This window comes from Acinetobacter sp. AHP123 (genome assembly GCF_023757925.1).
Classification (GTDB): domain Bacteria; phylum Pseudomonadota; class Gammaproteobacteria; order Pseudomonadales; family Moraxellaceae; genus Acinetobacter; species Acinetobacter oleivorans.
Genome location: NZ_CP092454.1, coordinates 1396439 through 1411685 on the forward strand (window position 1 = coordinate 1396439; position 15247 = coordinate 1411685).

17 protein-coding genes are annotated in these 15247 nt (G+C 35.4%); 10 read left to right on the forward strand and 7 right to left on the reverse strand.

From position 1 onward, the window contains the following. Window positions 1-9 precede the first annotated feature (9 nt). From MJX77_RS06605 to MJX77_RS06620, 4 genes are all read left to right on the forward strand, one after another. Complete coding sequence (locus MJX77_RS06605; protein WP_252060956.1) at window positions 10-1221, forward strand: ATP-grasp domain-containing protein; 1212 nt, start codon at window positions 10-12, stop codon at window positions 1219-1221. Beyond that, the gene (locus tag MJX77_RS06610) at window positions 1218-2414 is read left to right on the forward strand and encodes an ATP-grasp domain-containing protein (RefSeq protein WP_252060957.1); all 1197 of its coding nucleotides are present in this window, start codon (window positions 1218-1220) and stop codon (window positions 2412-2414) included. Before MJX77_RS06605 ends, MJX77_RS06610 begins: the two co-directional genes overlap by 4 nt. Before the next feature lie 156 nt (window positions 2415-2570). Further along, complete coding sequence (locus MJX77_RS06615) at window positions 2571-3314, forward strand: hypothetical protein (protein ID WP_252060958.1); 744 nt, start codon at window positions 2571-2573, stop codon at window positions 3312-3314. Window positions 3315-3335: 21 nt separating this feature from the next. Next, window positions 3336-3728, forward strand: coding sequence for a hypothetical protein (locus MJX77_RS06620; RefSeq protein WP_252060959.1), 393 nt, complete (start codon window positions 3336-3338; stop codon window positions 3726-3728). A 46-nt stretch (window positions 3729-3774) separates the two neighbouring features. On the opposite strand, the gene MJX77_RS06625 is transcribed toward MJX77_RS06620, so the two are convergent. Next, window positions 3775-4776 carry an aldo/keto reductase gene (locus MJX77_RS06625; protein WP_252060960.1) on the reverse strand — a complete coding sequence of 334 codons (1002 nt, stop codon included), beginning with the start codon at window positions 4774-4776 and terminating at the stop codon, window positions 3775-3777. A gap of 112 nt (window positions 4777-4888) precedes the next feature. After that, window positions 4889-5791, reverse strand: a complete 903-nt coding sequence (locus MJX77_RS06630) for a helix-turn-helix domain-containing protein (RefSeq protein WP_252060961.1) — start codon at window positions 5789-5791, stop codon at window positions 4889-4891. A 761-nt stretch (window positions 5792-6552) separates the two neighbouring features. On the opposite strand from MJX77_RS06630, the gene MJX77_RS06635 reads away from it, so the two are divergent. Beyond that, window positions 6553-7101, forward strand: a complete 549-nt coding sequence (locus MJX77_RS06635) for a TetR/AcrR family transcriptional regulator (protein WP_252060962.1) — start codon at window positions 6553-6555, stop codon at window positions 7099-7101. 62 nt (window positions 7102-7163) lie between these two features. On the opposite strand, the gene MJX77_RS06640 is transcribed toward MJX77_RS06635, so the two are convergent. From MJX77_RS06640 to MJX77_RS06655, 4 genes are all read right to left on the reverse strand, one after another. Beyond that, entirely contained in the window at window positions 7164-7856 is a 693-nt protein-coding gene (locus MJX77_RS06640; protein WP_252060963.1) for a DUF2290 domain-containing protein, read from the reverse strand. Continuing rightward, a complete protein-coding gene (locus MJX77_RS06645) occupies window positions 7856-10093 on the reverse strand; it encodes a DEAD/DEAH box helicase (RefSeq protein WP_252060964.1) in 2238 nt (745 codons plus the stop codon). The genes MJX77_RS06640 and MJX77_RS06645 overlap by 1 nt, the downstream gene beginning before the upstream one ends. Before the next feature lie 214 nt (window positions 10094-10307). After that, complete coding sequence (locus MJX77_RS06650) at window positions 10308-10526, reverse strand: DUF6500 family protein (protein WP_252060965.1); 219 nt, start codon at window positions 10524-10526, stop codon at window positions 10308-10310. Window positions 10527-10553: 27 nt separating this feature from the next. Beyond that, window positions 10554-10889, reverse strand: coding sequence for a winged helix-turn-helix transcriptional regulator (locus tag MJX77_RS06655; RefSeq protein ID WP_005066976.1), 336 nt, complete (start codon window positions 10887-10889; stop codon window positions 10554-10556). 116 nt (window positions 10890-11005) lie between these two features. On the opposite strand from MJX77_RS06655, the gene MJX77_RS06660 reads away from it, so the two are divergent. The 5 genes from MJX77_RS06660 to MJX77_RS06680 all read left to right on the forward strand — a co-directional run bounded on the left by MJX77_RS06660 (window position 11006) and on the right by MJX77_RS06680 (window position 14116). Further along, on the forward strand, window positions 11006-11563 hold the full coding sequence (locus MJX77_RS06660) for an NAD(P)H-dependent oxidoreductase (protein WP_252060966.1): 558 nt from the start codon (window positions 11006-11008) through the stop codon (window positions 11561-11563). Between the two features lie 145 nt (window positions 11564-11708). After that, window positions 11709-12488: a hypothetical protein gene (locus tag MJX77_RS06665; RefSeq protein ID WP_252060969.1), complete on the forward strand. Its 780-nt coding sequence runs from the start codon at window positions 11709-11711 to the stop codon at window positions 12486-12488. A gap of 53 nt (window positions 12489-12541) precedes the next feature. Further along, on the forward strand, window positions 12542-13114 hold the full coding sequence (locus tag MJX77_RS06670; protein WP_252060970.1) for a hypothetical protein: 573 nt from the start codon (window positions 12542-12544) through the stop codon (window positions 13112-13114). Between the two features lie 120 nt (window positions 13115-13234). Continuing rightward, the gene (locus MJX77_RS06675) at window positions 13235-13693 is read left to right on the forward strand and encodes a hypothetical protein (protein WP_252060972.1); all 459 of its coding nucleotides are present in this window, start codon (window positions 13235-13237) and stop codon (window positions 13691-13693) included. Window positions 13694-13774: 81 nt separating this feature from the next. Next, window positions 13775-14116 (forward strand): DHCW motif cupin fold protein, encoded by a 342-nt coding sequence (locus MJX77_RS06680; RefSeq protein ID WP_252060974.1) that lies wholly within the window; start codon window positions 13775-13777, stop codon window positions 14114-14116. A 261-nt stretch (window positions 14117-14377) separates the two neighbouring features. Here the strand turns inward: MJX77_RS06680 and MJX77_RS06685 are convergent, their stop codons facing one another. Continuing rightward, window positions 14378-14683 (reverse strand): cupin domain-containing protein, encoded by a 306-nt coding sequence (locus MJX77_RS06685; RefSeq protein WP_252060976.1) that lies wholly within the window; start codon window positions 14681-14683, stop codon window positions 14378-14380. Window positions 14684-15247: the final 564 nt, after the last annotated feature.

A 15247-nucleotide genomic window follows, 5' to 3' on the forward strand; every position in this document is an offset into this window, starting at 1 on the left:
ACTGTAACAATGACAGTAGTAGTTATAGAACCTATTTCTTCAGGCGTCACTTATTTAAATGCCGCTCAAGAATTAGGGATAGATTTATATGTTTTTTCTACTGATGAAGGAGAGTGCAGCATTGATGGAACAATGCGCCAAAAAGCAAAAGAAATAATAAAAATAGATACCAGTGATTTTCATAGTCAACTCTCTAAAATTGTTGAGTTAAAGACCATAAAAGCCATATTACCTGGTGTTGAATATGCAGTACCTATGGCAGCACAACTCGGTAACTCATTTGCCAAAAACTCACTTGAATATGTGGCAGCTCAAACAGTTCGAAATAAATTTAAATTTCGTGACAAGCTAACCAAGTCGGGTTTAAGCGATATTAAATATGCCTTAATTTCACAGGGTAAAGAAATTGACTTACCTCACGGCTTTAAATTTCCTGCTGTAGTAAAGCCAGTTGATATGGCGGGCAGTATGTCTGTTAAAAAAGTTGCAGATTTTGAGGAACTTTTGAGAACAGTTGAAGCGATCTGGAAAGCTAAGCCCAACGATATTGGTTTCTATGCAAGTGGTGATTTAATTGTTGAAGAATACATTATAGGTAAAGAATACAGTGTTGAAGGAATTATCCATACAGATGGAAAAATAACCTTTGCTTCGCTAACAGAAAAACTATTAGGGCCAGAACCTTACTTTGTCGAAATTGGGCATATTGTGGGTAATCAATATGACCGCCAATTTTCTGCACATGTTTTTGACTATGCCGAAAAAGTAATTCGAACCTTAGAGTTAAATATAGGGCCTTTTCACTTAGAACTGCGGGTTACACCTCAAGGAAAAGCAGTCGCAATTGAGTTAGCAGCACGTTTACCGGGCGACAATATTGTTGAGTTAATTAAATTGGCGACTAATTTTGACCTTGCTCAAGCGGTACTGAGTGAATACCTAGACCTGCCATATGCACCTTCAATAGAGAAAAATCTGGTTTCTGCAATTGCCTTTATGCCCCAAGGTAATCACCGTCTGTTCAAAGGTTTTAGTGGTTTAGATCAACTGTTAGAAGCACCTGAATATGTACATCATCACTTCTACTATGAAATAAACGATGAATTGGCGTGCAACCATGATTGGACCTCACGATTAGGTTACTTCATTTTCCGTTCCGAAAGCGAAGATAAGATCCGTAGTTTAGTCAAACATATACATGAGCAGGTGAAAGTCATATGAAACATGTATTAATCATCAATAGATATGACGATGAACTATCTGATTATAATAAATATATAGATCACGATGCCGTGCATGTGTCGTATATTTCATTAACAGAAACCATGCGTTATATCACTTCTTCAAACTGTTACTGCATAGCTGGTTTAGAGCAGTTAAATGAAGAAGATGTTCTCGATCAGGCTAAAAAAATCTATAAGAAAAAACCTATAGATTACGTTATTGCCATCTCAGAATATGACCTCGATGCTGCCGCTCGCATTCGAACTGAATTGAATATTGTGGGTGCAACTGTCGAAGACAATTTGTTGTGCCGTAACAAGAAAAAAATGAAAGATGCTTTAGCTCACTCTACTGTGCGTTATCCAAAATATTCGGAAGTGTCTTCGTATCAAGATATTGAAAAGTTTTTGCTGGAAATTGGCTCAGCGATTATTTTAAAACCTCAAGTAGGCGCGGCTTCTGAAGGGGTAATTAAAATTAGTGAGTTGGCCGATATTCCTCGTTTATCTTCATATGCGGGCTATGAAGTAGAAGAATTTGTTGAAGGGGATATCTATCACGTCGATGCGATTATTTCAGACAATCAAATGCCTTACTTTAAAGTCTCAAAATATATTAATACCTGTTTAGATTTCAGAAATGGTGTGCCATTAGGCTCTGTAACGATTGATAATTCTGAATTTATTAATAAAGTAGAAAAATTTACTTTAGACGTATGTAAATTCTTAAAATTAAAAGATCAGGCGATTCATCTTGAATTTATTGAATCGAAGGGTGAGTTGGTCTTTTTGGAAGTGGGTGGACGAGTAGGCGGTGGAGAAATTCCATTCATCACATTACGCAATGAGTCAGTCGACTTATATGAAATGTGGATTAAGGCAGCCATGAAAATTCCACAAGAGCCAGTGAACACGAAAATTACGGGCTTTCTAATGATGCCTAATCCTTATAGTTCAGGCTTTTTATTTAATGGGATTAAAGAGCTCGAAAATGAAACCATTACCTATCAGTTGATTCAGGAAAGTGGTGACCATAACAATTTTAGTTATGAAAATATTCCTGCAAAAATTCACTTTATGGGAGATAGCCAAATACAGGTCGAAGATGCGATTAAAAATAGTATGAAAATTTTGCAAAGCGCAATTTGTCAAAATCATCATTCTAATTTGAGTCTGAGTGAATCTTCTTAGTTGAGATTTGGCTAAATTCTAAAAATCAAAAGGCTTGGACTTAAAATGTTCAGGCCTTTTTTAATAGCATTGTAAGGGACTTTTGTTTCAGAGAATTGTGATTTATAAAGCTTACTCATATTATATAATTAGTTAATTATTAAAGAATTTTAAAAAATGATTAAATCTATTATTTCAGGTTGCGCGGTTCTCACACTTTCGGCTTTCGCGGTCACACATGCAGAGTTTTCTTTTGAACAAGAGCTACAGCAAGGTTGTAATAAAGTGAAGCAATACGCGAGCTTAGGTAAGAAAAACTACGACCAAAAACAATATAAAAAAGCGCTCGAAAATTTCCAAAACCAAGCCTCTTGGACTGCATTTTGTAAAGCCAATGAAGATGAAACTACAGTTAAATTTACCGACCGTGATATTGAAGTTGCCAACAATAATGTGGGCTTAGCCCATGCCAAATTGGGTCAGCCACTTTGGGCCAGAGCATGGTTTATGCTCGATGAAAAATCAAAATCGAGCCAGTTTAATCTTAAGCAATTACCTCAACCTAAAGCCTCAAATGATTTGTCAGGCGAATATGTGCGTTACTCAGGTTTTGGTGAGTGGGATCACATCACGGTAAGCCGTGAGAAGGGCCAATATGCAATTAGCTATGCTGGTTTATATATGGGACTTAGAAGCTTGATCTATGGCCCAAATATGGGTGAGTTTGGCACCAAAATGCCGAGTGGTAAAAAGCAAATCGTCTATAAAGATCAAGACTGTCGCATTCAACTCGACTTTAAAACCAACGCGAAATTAGGAAATTATATTCAAGCCAAACAAAATGAAGGTGACTCAGGTTGTGGCTTTGGACATAATGTATATGCAGATGGCACGTATTTAAAAGTTGAGTCGGGGAAATAAAACTAAAAAATAGGGAATTGAATGATGAATAAATTTGCACGGTTGCTACTCGTTTCTACGATTGCCATTTCATCTCAAATTTATGCTGAGCCAACCAGCACATGCAAAGAAGTGAAATTCCAAAAAGCCGATGAAACGTGGAGTGGGCACTATTATTTAAATGGCGTGATGGAAGTGGGTTCAGAACTTTTACTTCAGCCAGATGGTAAGTTTAAATGGATGCTTGCAGTGGGTGCGTTGGACCAATATGCCGAAGGTACATGGTGGAAAAATGGTGACTGTATTGGTTTAAAACCAGAGGCTAAATTTAAAAAAGATTTAAGTATTTTCCCTGAAAGCCTAACGATTTCTGACAAATCATTAGACGCGATTTGGGAAGGTGGGCGCCAGCAAGGCACATATAGCAAAGACTAAATTAAAAAAGTCCGACACTGAGTCGGACTTTTTTATAGCTTAAATTTTAGTGATTTACCGCAGCGAGTTGCTGAGCGTTATAGCGTGCGCCCATGTTTGGGTATCTCGCAATAATCGCGTCAATTTCTGCCAAATCTGCGGCTGTTAAATGAAGGTCTACAGCGCCAGCATTTTCAACAAGACGTTCGATTTTACGCGTACCTGGAATTGGAATAATGTCATCACCTTGCGCCAAAATCCAAGCCAAAGCCAGTTGAGCCGCTGTCGCATTTTTGCTTTGGGCAAATTCGCTAAATGCTTGTGCCAAGCTTTGGTTATTTTTCCAGTTATCGCCTTGATAGCGTGGCAATTGGCGACGGAAATCGTTTTCTTCTAGGTTGCCGACATCGAGCGTGTTGGTAATTAAACCACGTGATAGCGGTGAATACGGCACAAGGCTAATGCCTAACTCACGAATGGTTTGCAAATGGGTTTGCTCAAATTCACGGGTGAGGAGCGAATATTCATGTTGAACCGCTGCAATCGGGTGAATCGCATGTGCTTTACGAATGGTTTCAGCCGAAGCTTCACTTAGGCCTAAGTAGCGAACTTTACCTTGTTGGACCAAGTCAGCCATGGCGCCAATGGTGTCTTCAACTGGAATGTTCGGGTCAATGCGGTGCGCATAATACAAATCAATCACGTCTGTATTTAAGCGTTTTAAACTGTTTTCGACCGCAACTTTAATCCACTCTGGAGAACCGTCGATATAAGACTCTAAAGAATTTTGTGGGTTAAGGTTGTCTTCTTTATAGCGAAAGCCAAATTTGGTCGCCAAGAACACTTTGTCGCGGTGTTTTTCTAAAACTTTTGAGAGCAAAACTTCGTTTGCGCCGTTACCGTACATGTCGGCGGTGTCCCAAAAGTTAATGCCGAGGTCTAATGCTTTTTCTAGAGTGGCAATGCTTTGTGTGTCGTCTGAGGCACCATAGGCAAAGCTCATTCCCATGCAACCTAAACCAAGTGCTGATACTTTTTCGCCTGTTTGTCCTAAAGTTCTATATTTCATTTTTCACACTCTTTTTTGCAAAATCACTTGAGTAGAAAAACTATAAAATGTTTTGGCTCAAACTGACGTATAACATTCAAACCAATAATTATAAAATTCAAACAATATGTTTTTAGGCTACACAATCTTCACGGAACTTTTTAGGTGAAAATCCTGTATTTTTCTTAAAGAAGTTGGTGAAATATGCTGAATATTCAAAGCCTAAGCTATAGGCAATTTCAGAAATATTCCAACTGGTGTGTTGTAGCAGTGCTTTGGCTTCTTGCGTAATACGCGAGCTAATATGCTCAGAAGTCGTTTTGCCTGTGGCTTCTTTTACAGCTCGGTTTAAATGGTTCACATGCACCGACAGACCATAGGCATAGTCATTTGCAGTTTTGAGTTTAAGCTGAAAATGTGGCGAGTCGATTGGGAACTGGCGCTCTAATAATTCAAAGAACAAATGGCAAATCCGAACCGCAGCATTACTATGTTTTTCAAACTGTTGGGTCGGTTGTATTTTCATGGCTTCATGCACAATCAGATGCAAATAGTTTCTTAAAACGTTGTATTTATGAATATAATCTGAATTTATTTCAGTCATCATCTTTTTGAAAATAAATGAAATTTCTTCAACTTGTTGGTCATTTAAAAAATACAGTGGGTCGCCATCGACTTTAAACAGCGGTGAATCTTTTAAAAAGCTTTGCCTTGATTCTTGGTTTACAAACTCTTCAGTAAATAGGCAAAACCAGCCTGCTTGTTCGGGCGAATTAATTTCCCATGCATAGGGAACCATCGGGTTTGAAAACAGTAAAGCAGGGCGGTCTACTCGAATCCAGCGGTTGGCGTAGTGAAGTTCACCTGTGCCTAAAACCAGTGAAATTTTATAATAATCGCGGCGGCTATAAGGCGTGAGAAATGAGCAGGCATCGCGTTGGAACACGTTAAAATGTCCAAACGAAGTTGATGGAACCGAGTAATCGCTATCTCTGGTTAAAGAAAAGCGGCGATAAAAATCATGTATGGTTTCCATGTCTTTGCCTGCGTGCGTTATCAATTTATTTAAAGTTATAAAATTCAAACTTTATTTACTGTAGCTTTTATTTATAGCGCGATCAATCGGATCATTTAAACAGGTTTGAAAATGAACGGTAAATTAATAATGAAATAAGCAGACAAACTAAACTTTAAGAAAATATATTCTTAAATCACTAGGCCAATGAAAAATAAAAATAATCTTTATAAATGAACTGCCAATATCACATTGACACTCCAAAACTCGCGGATTATCCTTTGCCTGCTGGCCTACATTGCCAGTCGGTTTTAGCAGACCGTCTACAAAAGGCGCACAACAATGCTGTTTTGGTTTTTGTGCGTTCTCTTAAGTCACGCCTTTATGGTGAGGCTAGGAGGGACACCTTCGGGTGTGCTGGTTTCCTTTTGTACCAGTCTGCTAACCCTTCTAGTCTTGCCACCATTATTTAGCAGTAATTGGTAAGACTCTTCTAAATCAAAAGGAGTCCGCCATATGCGTACTATTTCATCTCTCTCATTGGCAACCTTTGCCAAAATCTTTACGTCTATACCCAACTGGTCTTTAAAACGGTTTAACCGACTCTAGGTTTTAAGCCATAGGTCATTACGACTAAAAAATCATAGCAACAATAAAACCTGAGATAGGCAAGCACACCATTTTTGTGCGGTTTTTGCATGCCTGTTTTTAGCGCTCAATTTAAGAGTGACGGCATTTCTATCTCTTTTATTTACAACAAAAAATTATTTTAAACGGTATACATGAAAAATTTACAATCTTCATTTAGAGCACTGCGAGTGCTCCATACGACAACACATTTATTTAAACAAAATGGGTTTTACATCGGGATAGATCGAATTATTGAGGAAGCCAAAATTCCAAAGGCGACCTTTTACAACTACTTTCAATCTAAAGAAAAGTTTATTGCCCTGTGTCTAACTTTCCAAAAAGACCTGTTAAAAGAGAAAGTGAGGGGAGTTATAGAAACTTCTAAATATTCAACTTTGGTGCATAAACTCAGGCAGATTTACCTTTTACATGCCGACTTAAATAGCGCCTACTATTTACTGTTTAAAGCAATTTTTGAAATTAAAACGATTTATCCAAATGCCTATCAAACCGCGATTCGCTATAGACGCTGGCTTAAAAATGAAATTTTCTGCCTGCTGACGGAAACTAAAAAAATGGCTTCCTATGCAGAAGCGGAGATATTTGTATTTATGATTGATGGCGCGATTTTGGGCTTATTAAGTTCAGATGAAGAAAGGGAAAGAGATGCTTTGCTTGAGTATTTTTTAAAGCGGGTTTGATGGGGGAGGCCCGACGGGAGTTGGGCTTTTTTATAAATAATTAAAAAAAATTAAAGACTAGTTCATTGAATTCTTAAATTTTTTTGATAATGCATGTGCCAGAAGCTTCTTTTCAAATCATCAAAACTTGTAAAATGAGCCTCTTCATTTTCTAAATTCAAGAAAGAGAAAATATCATTTTTAAAAAGATTCCTACAAAAGAAAAGAAATACTTTAGGTAGAAAAATAAAATTAGTATCTATTCTAAGATTATTAATACTGCTTACTTGAAAATGACTTTTTGAGTGTGACTCAGCTTTTGAATCGTAATCAAATCGTAAATGACTCGTATTAGTAGGAAACAAACAATCATATTCATTTAATTCACTCATTATATCCATAATAGAATATATATGATCATAAACCTCATCTCGAAAGGATAGACTTTCAAACTCATTAATTCCTGTAACAGGTATTGTTAACTCAGGATTAGGATAAATAGCTAGTCTAGCGCTGATTAATTTTGAATCATTATTGAAGTCATAAAAGAATTGAATTGCAGATAGATCACTTAAGAGTATTGAATATTGTTTTTCATCAATAATTTTTTGATATTCGAAAGGATAGTAAGTTTTTTTGATAATTCCAGATTGATAATTGTTCCAAGTTATTTGATTATCTTTTCTGCAAATGTTATTACCTATAATATGTTTCTCTAATCCTATAACTATATCGCTCAGAGATCTTTCTATAACACTAATAGAGATACTATCCATTAGTTACCATCCTTTTGGTCTGACATAGCTGCTGCTAAAACCTCTGGATCTAAAAGCTTTAATAGATCTGGGTTCTTTTTAATTAAGTTAAGAGCTTCATTGATACTTTTAATCTCATTATCTGATGTAGTTAAATAATCTAGCTTTCCTGTAACTTCACTCTTATTTGGAGCAATAAATTCAAACATCGGAAAATGTATAAGCAATTGTTTTATTTCATTATTTAATTTTTTTATACCTTCTCCTATACCTACAACATAACACCAGCCACGAGAACGTGTTAATGAGACAAAGAAAGAGTTCCTAGTTTTTGGGGTATGATCACTTGCTACAAGATGCGCATTTATCAGAAATACTATATTTGACTCATTTCCTTTCGCTCTAAAAGGAGTAGTAATTGTAATCTGTCCTGTTGGTTGGAAAATATCAGCACTTTCTATATAACCTGGAATTACGGAAGATAGTCCTTTAGATGTTAGATGGCTAGCAATTGATAACATCTCATCTTTATTATTACCTTTTGATAAATTAATGATAATAATTTGTTCTGGAGATACTTCTTCTTCGTATATTAATCGAGAGCATTCTTTAGCAATATATTCCATTTGATACATATATTCTGAGCATTCTTCTACATGTATCAATTCAGTAATAGTTCTTTTGTTTTCAATAAGTAATCTTTCGAGACGATTTAAACTATTTGAATCAGGTCTTTCTAAAATAACTTTATCATTTTCTTCAATAGTTTCTGTAATAGGTTCTTTTACACTATAACCAATAGCTTCCCAAGGCGCCCGTTCATAAAACATATGAGTTTTACGAGCTGCATATAACCCCATAGCTATACCATGTGCTGTCATCAATACTGGACGTGGAGTTCTATAGCAGTTCGGTAAGATAAAATCTTTTTTAATGCCTCCTTCATAAGTACCCTGAAGGCTCGAGTTTGGAATATTGGGCTGATTATTATGGTCTTTCCCAAATAACTGCTCAGGTTCTCTCATCACTGTATCACGTAGAGATTGAAATTCATCATACGCCCAAATGATACGTTTTTTTTCTTTATGACCCTTGGTTAACTTATAGACAACTTCAAAAATTTCAGGAGCAAAATCTTGAGCTTCATCTATTAAAACTAAATCATATCTCGGTTCAATTCTATCCCCAGCCTTACTTAATAAATCAGCGTAAAGACTTTTTAGTGGGTCAATACTTCCTTTCAAATGAGTATAGTTTAGAGGTTTAATTCCTAATTCTTTACATAATTCAGAATATAAACCAGCTTTATTTACTCCACCCCAAGCATGAAAAATATGTAGTTTTTCGAAATCAGGTACTTTGCCTGTTTCATGACCGTAATAAGTTGTAATAGTGTTTTGGATTGTTTTATATAAACTTTGAGTATTAAATAAATAAAGTATCTTGAAATTTTCTGGTAAAGCATGGGTAAGGGCAGCTTTAAGACAAAGTACAATAGTTTTACCTGTTCCAGCAAGCCCCCTAATCCTTTGAACACCATCAGGTAATTGCATTGATACTTGCCGTTGGATACGATCTTGACTAAATGTCACATTCAAAGATTGTTGAATAAAGTCATTCATGGTTTTTAAGGGCGGATTTTCAATTAGATTTTTTAAATCTAATTTTTTCTCAAATATAAAGGTACCTTCTATTTGAGAGCAAACTTGATCAAATATTTCTTCTGAAAGTTTTTCTTTCTCTGTATTTTTATAATAATCAATTATGTATTGATCAAAATTAGAAAAATTTAAACCATTTATATTTAATTCTTCGTCTAAAAAATTTTCAAAATTTGTATTCTCACAAAATACAATAATTGATTGTACCTCTACATTAAACTTTTTAGTTTTACGGTTGTATAAAGTGGCTTTATTTCGTAGACGTGCTCTTACGGCATCTTCATAATCAAGTGTTATGATTTCTCTTGAAATTAAATAGTTATCTCCAGATTGCCAGTATTCATTTTCATCTAGTTCAATTGTCTTATCAATTTTCTTCTCAACGACATCGACAATTAATATCCCATATTCCTGAGTAACAATAAGGAAAGATGGTACATCTTGCTGTTTATTTTGGCTAATAGAAGCAAATTTATATGCGAAATAGCCATTACTTGAATCTAATAATTCTTTAATTTTTTTTGAGATTTCTACTGTAAATGGACTAGAGTTTGCTGTTATAGCTAAAGAACCCGCGATGAAGTCAAAGTTAGACATAATTTTTTATTAATTCCTTAGAGACATACAAATTATATTATTTTTGAACCAAAAGGATAAGATATATTGAAATAATATTTCAAACTGTTTTTAATTAATCAACTGATTTTTAAGTAAATTGCTATAAAAATAAGATGAATTATTATTTCTACTCTATTCATAAATTATATTTAATTAAAGAATTTTCTTTTTATAAAAGTTAACCTCTTACATTCTAACGCTCACTCAAAACCAACTCTTTAATCTTCACAGCTTTCTCAAAGTGATCTAGCTTATGCTCCATAATCCACCAATGCGCTGCTTCCATCAGTAACTCAGGGTTATCATTCTTATTTTTAAAAAAAGCATAAAAAGACAGACCGACATTGTCTCCCTTCTTTTCAATTTTATCGTCGCATCCCTTAATAAAAATTTCTCTTAATTCATTTCTCATATTTAGTATCACTTCAAGTCTATAAAACTAAGACGATTTATTGCGCTCGCCCCAATCGCACATCATATCTAATAAAGGAATCAAAGACTGTCCTCTTTCTGAAAGGCGATATTCAACCTTTGGCGGAATTTGAGGATATTCCTTGCGAATAATAAGCTCGTCTCTTTCTAACTCTTTAAGTGTATTGCTGAGTGTTCTAAAAGAAATATTGCCAATACACCGTTGCATCTCATTAAAACGCATGACATTTTTTTCATACAGCCAATACATAATAATCATTTTATATTTGCCATTAATCAAAGAAAGAGTGTAGCCAAATCCCGTTTCTTCTAATGGCGTATGTGATGGAACGCATTCAGTCATTTTTAAAATCAACACTATCTTTTAGTATAGTATATAACACAAATTACCGTACTTATATTTAGGAAAGTACACTTCTATAATCGATTTATCAACTTTTCGATAAGAGTGTTTTCATAATGAAAAAGACATTAGTCATTGTTACTCATCCTCACATAGACCAATCTGTCGTAAATAAAAGATGGGTAGAGGAACTAGAAAAATACCCAGACCAATTTACGGTTCACCAAATTTATCAGGCCTACCCAGACGGGGTGATTGATGTTGCTAAAGAACAAGCATTGGTAGAAGAACACGAAAATTTAGTATTTCAATTTCCAGTGTATTGGTTTAACTGCCCACCGCTTTTGAAACAATGGATTGATGAAGTTGTGACTTATGGTTGGGCTTACGGCTCAACAGGTGACAAGCTTAAAAATAAAAAGTTTATGTTAGCTTTGTCTGCTGGTGTGAAAGAAAAAGTTTATTCAGAGTCTGGTGAATACAAGCTTTCTTTAGAGCAGATTTTTACTCCATTTAAGCTAACGGCTTTATATGTTGGGGCGGACTATCAACCACTTCATGCATTTTATGGTTTAGACACAAACCCTTCAGAAGACGACGATGTTCCGACTCACCAAGACATAGAGAATAATGCGGTTCAGTATGTTCAGAAGTTATTAGCGTTGTCTGAGTAAGTTAAAAAAGGGGGAGGCCTAAGCGAGTGAGTTTGGGCTTCTTATATCGAAGATTTTTAAAAAAATTACATTAAGGTTTTAAGTTAAATATACAATTTATTTATGATATAAATGTCCGCTAAATATAGATTAAATTTAAAAATTTATGACTATTCTTGATATTAAAGAAAAAGAAAATCTCCTTATAACTAATGATGCTCATGAGTTAATATGCTACGCAACAATCAATGAAATAGACTTATGGAAGGATGTTGTTAACTTATATTCAGAAATTAAGCAGAACAACTTTCCAAAAAAAGTATTATTACTTTTAGAAGATATTGGACAATGCCAATATACTTCTATGCATGCTTCAATGGGAGATGGGCTTTACTTTGATACTTCAGAACTCGTTGAAGATGACAGTGAAGCAAGTTGGGATAATACTCGACCCTTAGAACTTCAATACCACATTGAACAATTATTAAAGCCAGAAAATTATATAGACTTTAATAACTTGCCTAAAAAACTTCAGTATAGCGATGAAGATCAAGCGACTCTGTTACAGATCAATGCTGAACCCGAAGAAATTTTAGATGAGGTTATTCAAGTAAAACTAGTAAACAGTGTAACTGAAACTCAAAAATTTGCAGCATGCCTCAATGGATACTTTAGTTGTGATTTGAATCCGTTTGAATCTTTTAGCCTAATTCAGCATTTAGATCAAAACTATGATTTAGAGTATGTTGGCTTAGGGGCAAGCTTATTATTCTTCATTAAAACACCAAAATTTGATGCAAATAAAACTCCTCAATTGCTTAATGAGTTGAGCAACTTTTATCAATTCAATCAAATAACGCATAACCAGCTAGAACAGCATTTATCTAATCATGAATATCTTATTTTGCCTTATGTAGAATCATTGGAAGTATTCATTTTGGATTAAGGTTGATTAGAGAAGTCTAAATTTTATTTTTAAAAGTACATGAGATTCAAAGTATGAAAAAACTACTCAGTTTAAGTGCATTAATATTGGTAACTACATTAACAGGGTGTGCAGTTAATTTACCTTATAACAATCGTCTAAACTACACGTCTATTTCAGAACTATCTGCTCTTCCGAAAGTGCAAGATAATGTGTATATCAAATGGAATCCTGAGACTTTCCCTCAACGTATTGATATTCAAGGTTCGGATGGTTTTGTAGGAGGCGGTACTAGAACACGTATTCCTACTGGTGTAGCTCTATCGAGTCGTATAGAAGAAGCGATTGCTCAGATAGCAAAACTATCATCAAATGGAAGTCCATTAACGATTACGGTCGAAAAAGCCAGATCTGGCTTTGAATACACTGCTGGTATTTTAAATAGGGCACCAGCCATAGACGTAGCGGATGTAACTCTAGTTGCTACCTTTGAATATAAAGGGCAGAAATGGACAAATACATTTAACTCTAAGCTAAAAGATCCAAAAATGGGCGGCTCATCTCAAACAGGTTTGTTAGATAAAGCATGGGATGATATTGCTGTACAAGTCACTAAGGATGTTTCAAAACATCTAGGTACTAACTAACGTTTTAATTTTTATTTAAAATAAAAAAGCCTAAATCAAAATGATTTAGGCTTTTCTGTAAATTAATTTTGATCAGACTATTTCTTAACACGGCATTTTAAAAATTAGAAAGGAAGCCAAATGCTAAAGTCTAGAATCTTTATAACTACCGGACTACTTCTTGCTGGATTATGTTTATTTGTAGCCTTTAAATCATACGAGAAAAAGGCTAACTTTGAAAAAGAACAAGCGAGTCGTGTTGCTATTTCCTTTTTAAATTCACTTTCTAGTGGAGATTCAGCTACAGCATATAAATATGTTTGGTCAGGTGAGGAGTTAAATATTCGAAGTACCGAAACAGCTAAGGTTTATAAGGACTCAAAAGTTCTAAAAGTCTTAAAAATTAGTTACGACTCACCAACAAATAGACCTGATTACTATCAACAATTTTATAAAATGATTTCACTCGCCATAAAGATAAAAACAGTACATGCGGATCTTGCTGGTAACCCTGCGGGAACCTATATTGTATTTGTAACTGTTGTAAAAAAGGATCCGAAGTCTCATTGGCTCGTTACTGAGTTAGGCAGCGGGCCTTAAGAAATAATATTTTTAAATCCTTTGCAAAAATCAAATTTGTCTATAAGTTGAAAAATACAATAATACGTTTTTGGAAAAATTATGAATATCGCGCCTTTTCCATTTCAAATTACAAACTGGGAAGAAATTGAAGTCACTGAATATAGCGGTGAAACTGGAAAAGCTTATTGGAAAACTCAATTTTTTGGTGAAGAAGCAAATAAAATTAGAGTGAGACTTGTCGAGTACTCAGCAAACTATTTAGCAGACCATTGGTGCGAAAAAGGGCACATATTATTTTGCCTAGAAGGCGAGTTAGAAAGTAGATTGAAAGACGGAAGAACATTTACTTTAACATCAGGCATGAGTTATCAAGTCGGAGATAATTCCGAGCCACATCAGTCTTTCAGCCTGCATGGTGCAAAGTTACTTATCGTTGATTAGATTTATACAAAGAACGCAATCAAATAAAGGGATAAAGGCTTAAATATATTGTGATAGGGGCTCAATTATCTAGTAAAACCCGGTGAGACTAATGTCACCGGGTCGTATTAAGTATATTAGCTCAGACTTGATCTGACGGTTTTCACTGGCAGCACACAATCGAATCTGACAGTCTGCTTTGAGCAAAATATAGTCATCCCCCCCCTGCTAACTACACTTTGAATTGATTCATGGTATGCGCTTCTGAGAGCAAAAAACAGTTTATGTTTCTGGTAAGTCGATGATTACCAGTGTGCCAAAGCTGCCAATTTCCACGGTATGAGGAACTCCGGCTTTGGCTACATAAAGCTGACCAGAGGTTAAAGAAATTTTTTTACCTCCAACACGCAGTTCCAGACATCCGTCAATGACCAGTAACCCCTCGTCATACTCATGTATCTCTTCAATTATTGAGCGTTCATCCATTCGCAGAACTTTGAGATTTGTGTCCCCTATGTGGCCTAATACTTGAGAGTGCCAAGCCTGCGGTAACGCCTGCGCTTCGATCCTAAGGTCATAAAGTGACATAAGATCATTTCCTTTAATATTCCTGTAGTGCATTTATGACATATAAATTCCCTTTCGCCATATAACAAATATGGAAAAACATTTCGAAAAAAAGCTATCTATTTTATCAATACGCGATTAATTCTGACGTGGCAGAGGATGCATTCTGTTCTTCCAGAATCATAATTATCGCAGAGCCGATGAGGGTAATTGCGTCCGCTTATGGCACGGAGCTGCCTGTCAGATTAGGTTTAGATCTGTGCCATAGCTGTGTCAGGTCAAATCTGAGCTAATACATATTAAGAGTGTGAGTTGTATCAGATGTTCAGATTACATTAGTCCCAAGTTCCATCTTGGATATTCCACTTCGCAGGCGTGGCTCCAGATACGAATCGTAAGATATCGCCTTCTACTGTTAGTGGGCGCCCCGAATTACGATCTTTCTGCCAGATCTCGTAGTAGTTACCCATATCGTAAAATGTAACCTTATCATCCTTAACATTAATAAAACAAAGACCAATAGTTTTTAGAATTGAAGGGGGGAAAGTATTCAGTTAGTTTTCTCTGTCACTGTAAAGGCCCATC

Excerpts from the sequence above, each read along its gene's own strand:
- MJX77_RS06665 (WP_252060969.1), top strand. The coding sequence starts at position 11,709 with ATGACTATTCTTGATATTAAAGAAAAAGAAAATCTCCTTATAACTAAT.
- MJX77_RS06650 (WP_252060965.1), bottom strand. The coding sequence starts at position 10,526 with ATGAGAAATGAATTAAGAGAAATTTTTATTAAGGGATGCGACGATAAA.
- MJX77_RS06660 (WP_252060966.1), top strand. The coding sequence starts at position 11,006 with ATGAAAAAGACATTAGTCATTGTTACTCATCCTCACATAGACCAATCT.
- MJX77_RS06675 (WP_252060972.1), top strand. The coding sequence starts at position 13,235 with ATGCTAAAGTCTAGAATCTTTATAACTACCGGACTACTTCTTGCTGGA.
- MJX77_RS06680 (WP_252060974.1), top strand. The coding sequence starts at position 13,775 with ATGAATATCGCGCCTTTTCCATTTCAAATTACAAACTGGGAAGAAATT.
- MJX77_RS06625 (WP_252060960.1), bottom strand. The coding sequence starts at position 4,776 with ATGAAATATAGAACTTTAGGACAAACAGGCGAAAAAGTATCAGCACTT.
- MJX77_RS06655 (WP_005066976.1), bottom strand. The coding sequence starts at position 10,889 with ATGACTGAATGCGTTCCATCACATACGCCATTAGAAGAAACGGGATTT.
- MJX77_RS06615 (WP_252060958.1), top strand. The coding sequence starts at position 2,571 with ATGATTAAATCTATTATTTCAGGTTGCGCGGTTCTCACACTTTCGGCT.
- MJX77_RS06645 (WP_252060964.1), bottom strand. The coding sequence starts at position 10,093 with ATGTCTAACTTTGACTTCATCGCGGGTTCTTTAGCTATAACAGCAAAC.
- MJX77_RS06640 (WP_252060963.1), bottom strand. The coding sequence starts at position 7,856 with ATGGATAGTATCTCTATTAGTGTTATAGAAAGATCTCTGAGCGATATA.
- MJX77_RS06605 (WP_252060956.1), top strand. The coding sequence starts at position 10 with ATGACAGTAGTAGTTATAGAACCTATTTCTTCAGGCGTCACTTATTTA.
- MJX77_RS06620 (WP_252060959.1), top strand. The coding sequence starts at position 3,336 with ATGATGAATAAATTTGCACGGTTGCTACTCGTTTCTACGATTGCCATT.
- MJX77_RS06635 (WP_252060962.1), top strand. The coding sequence starts at position 6,553 with ATGAAAAATTTACAATCTTCATTTAGAGCACTGCGAGTGCTCCATACG.
- MJX77_RS06610 (WP_252060957.1), top strand. The coding sequence starts at position 1,218 with ATGAAACATGTATTAATCATCAATAGATATGACGATGAACTATCTGAT.
- MJX77_RS06670 (WP_252060970.1), top strand. The coding sequence starts at position 12,542 with ATGAAAAAACTACTCAGTTTAAGTGCATTAATATTGGTAACTACATTA.
- MJX77_RS06630 (WP_252060961.1), bottom strand. The coding sequence starts at position 5,791 with ATGGAAACCATACATGATTTTTATCGCCGCTTTTCTTTAACCAGAGAT.
- MJX77_RS06685 (WP_252060976.1), bottom strand. The coding sequence starts at position 14,683 with ATGTCACTTTATGACCTTAGGATCGAAGCGCAGGCGTTACCGCAGGCT.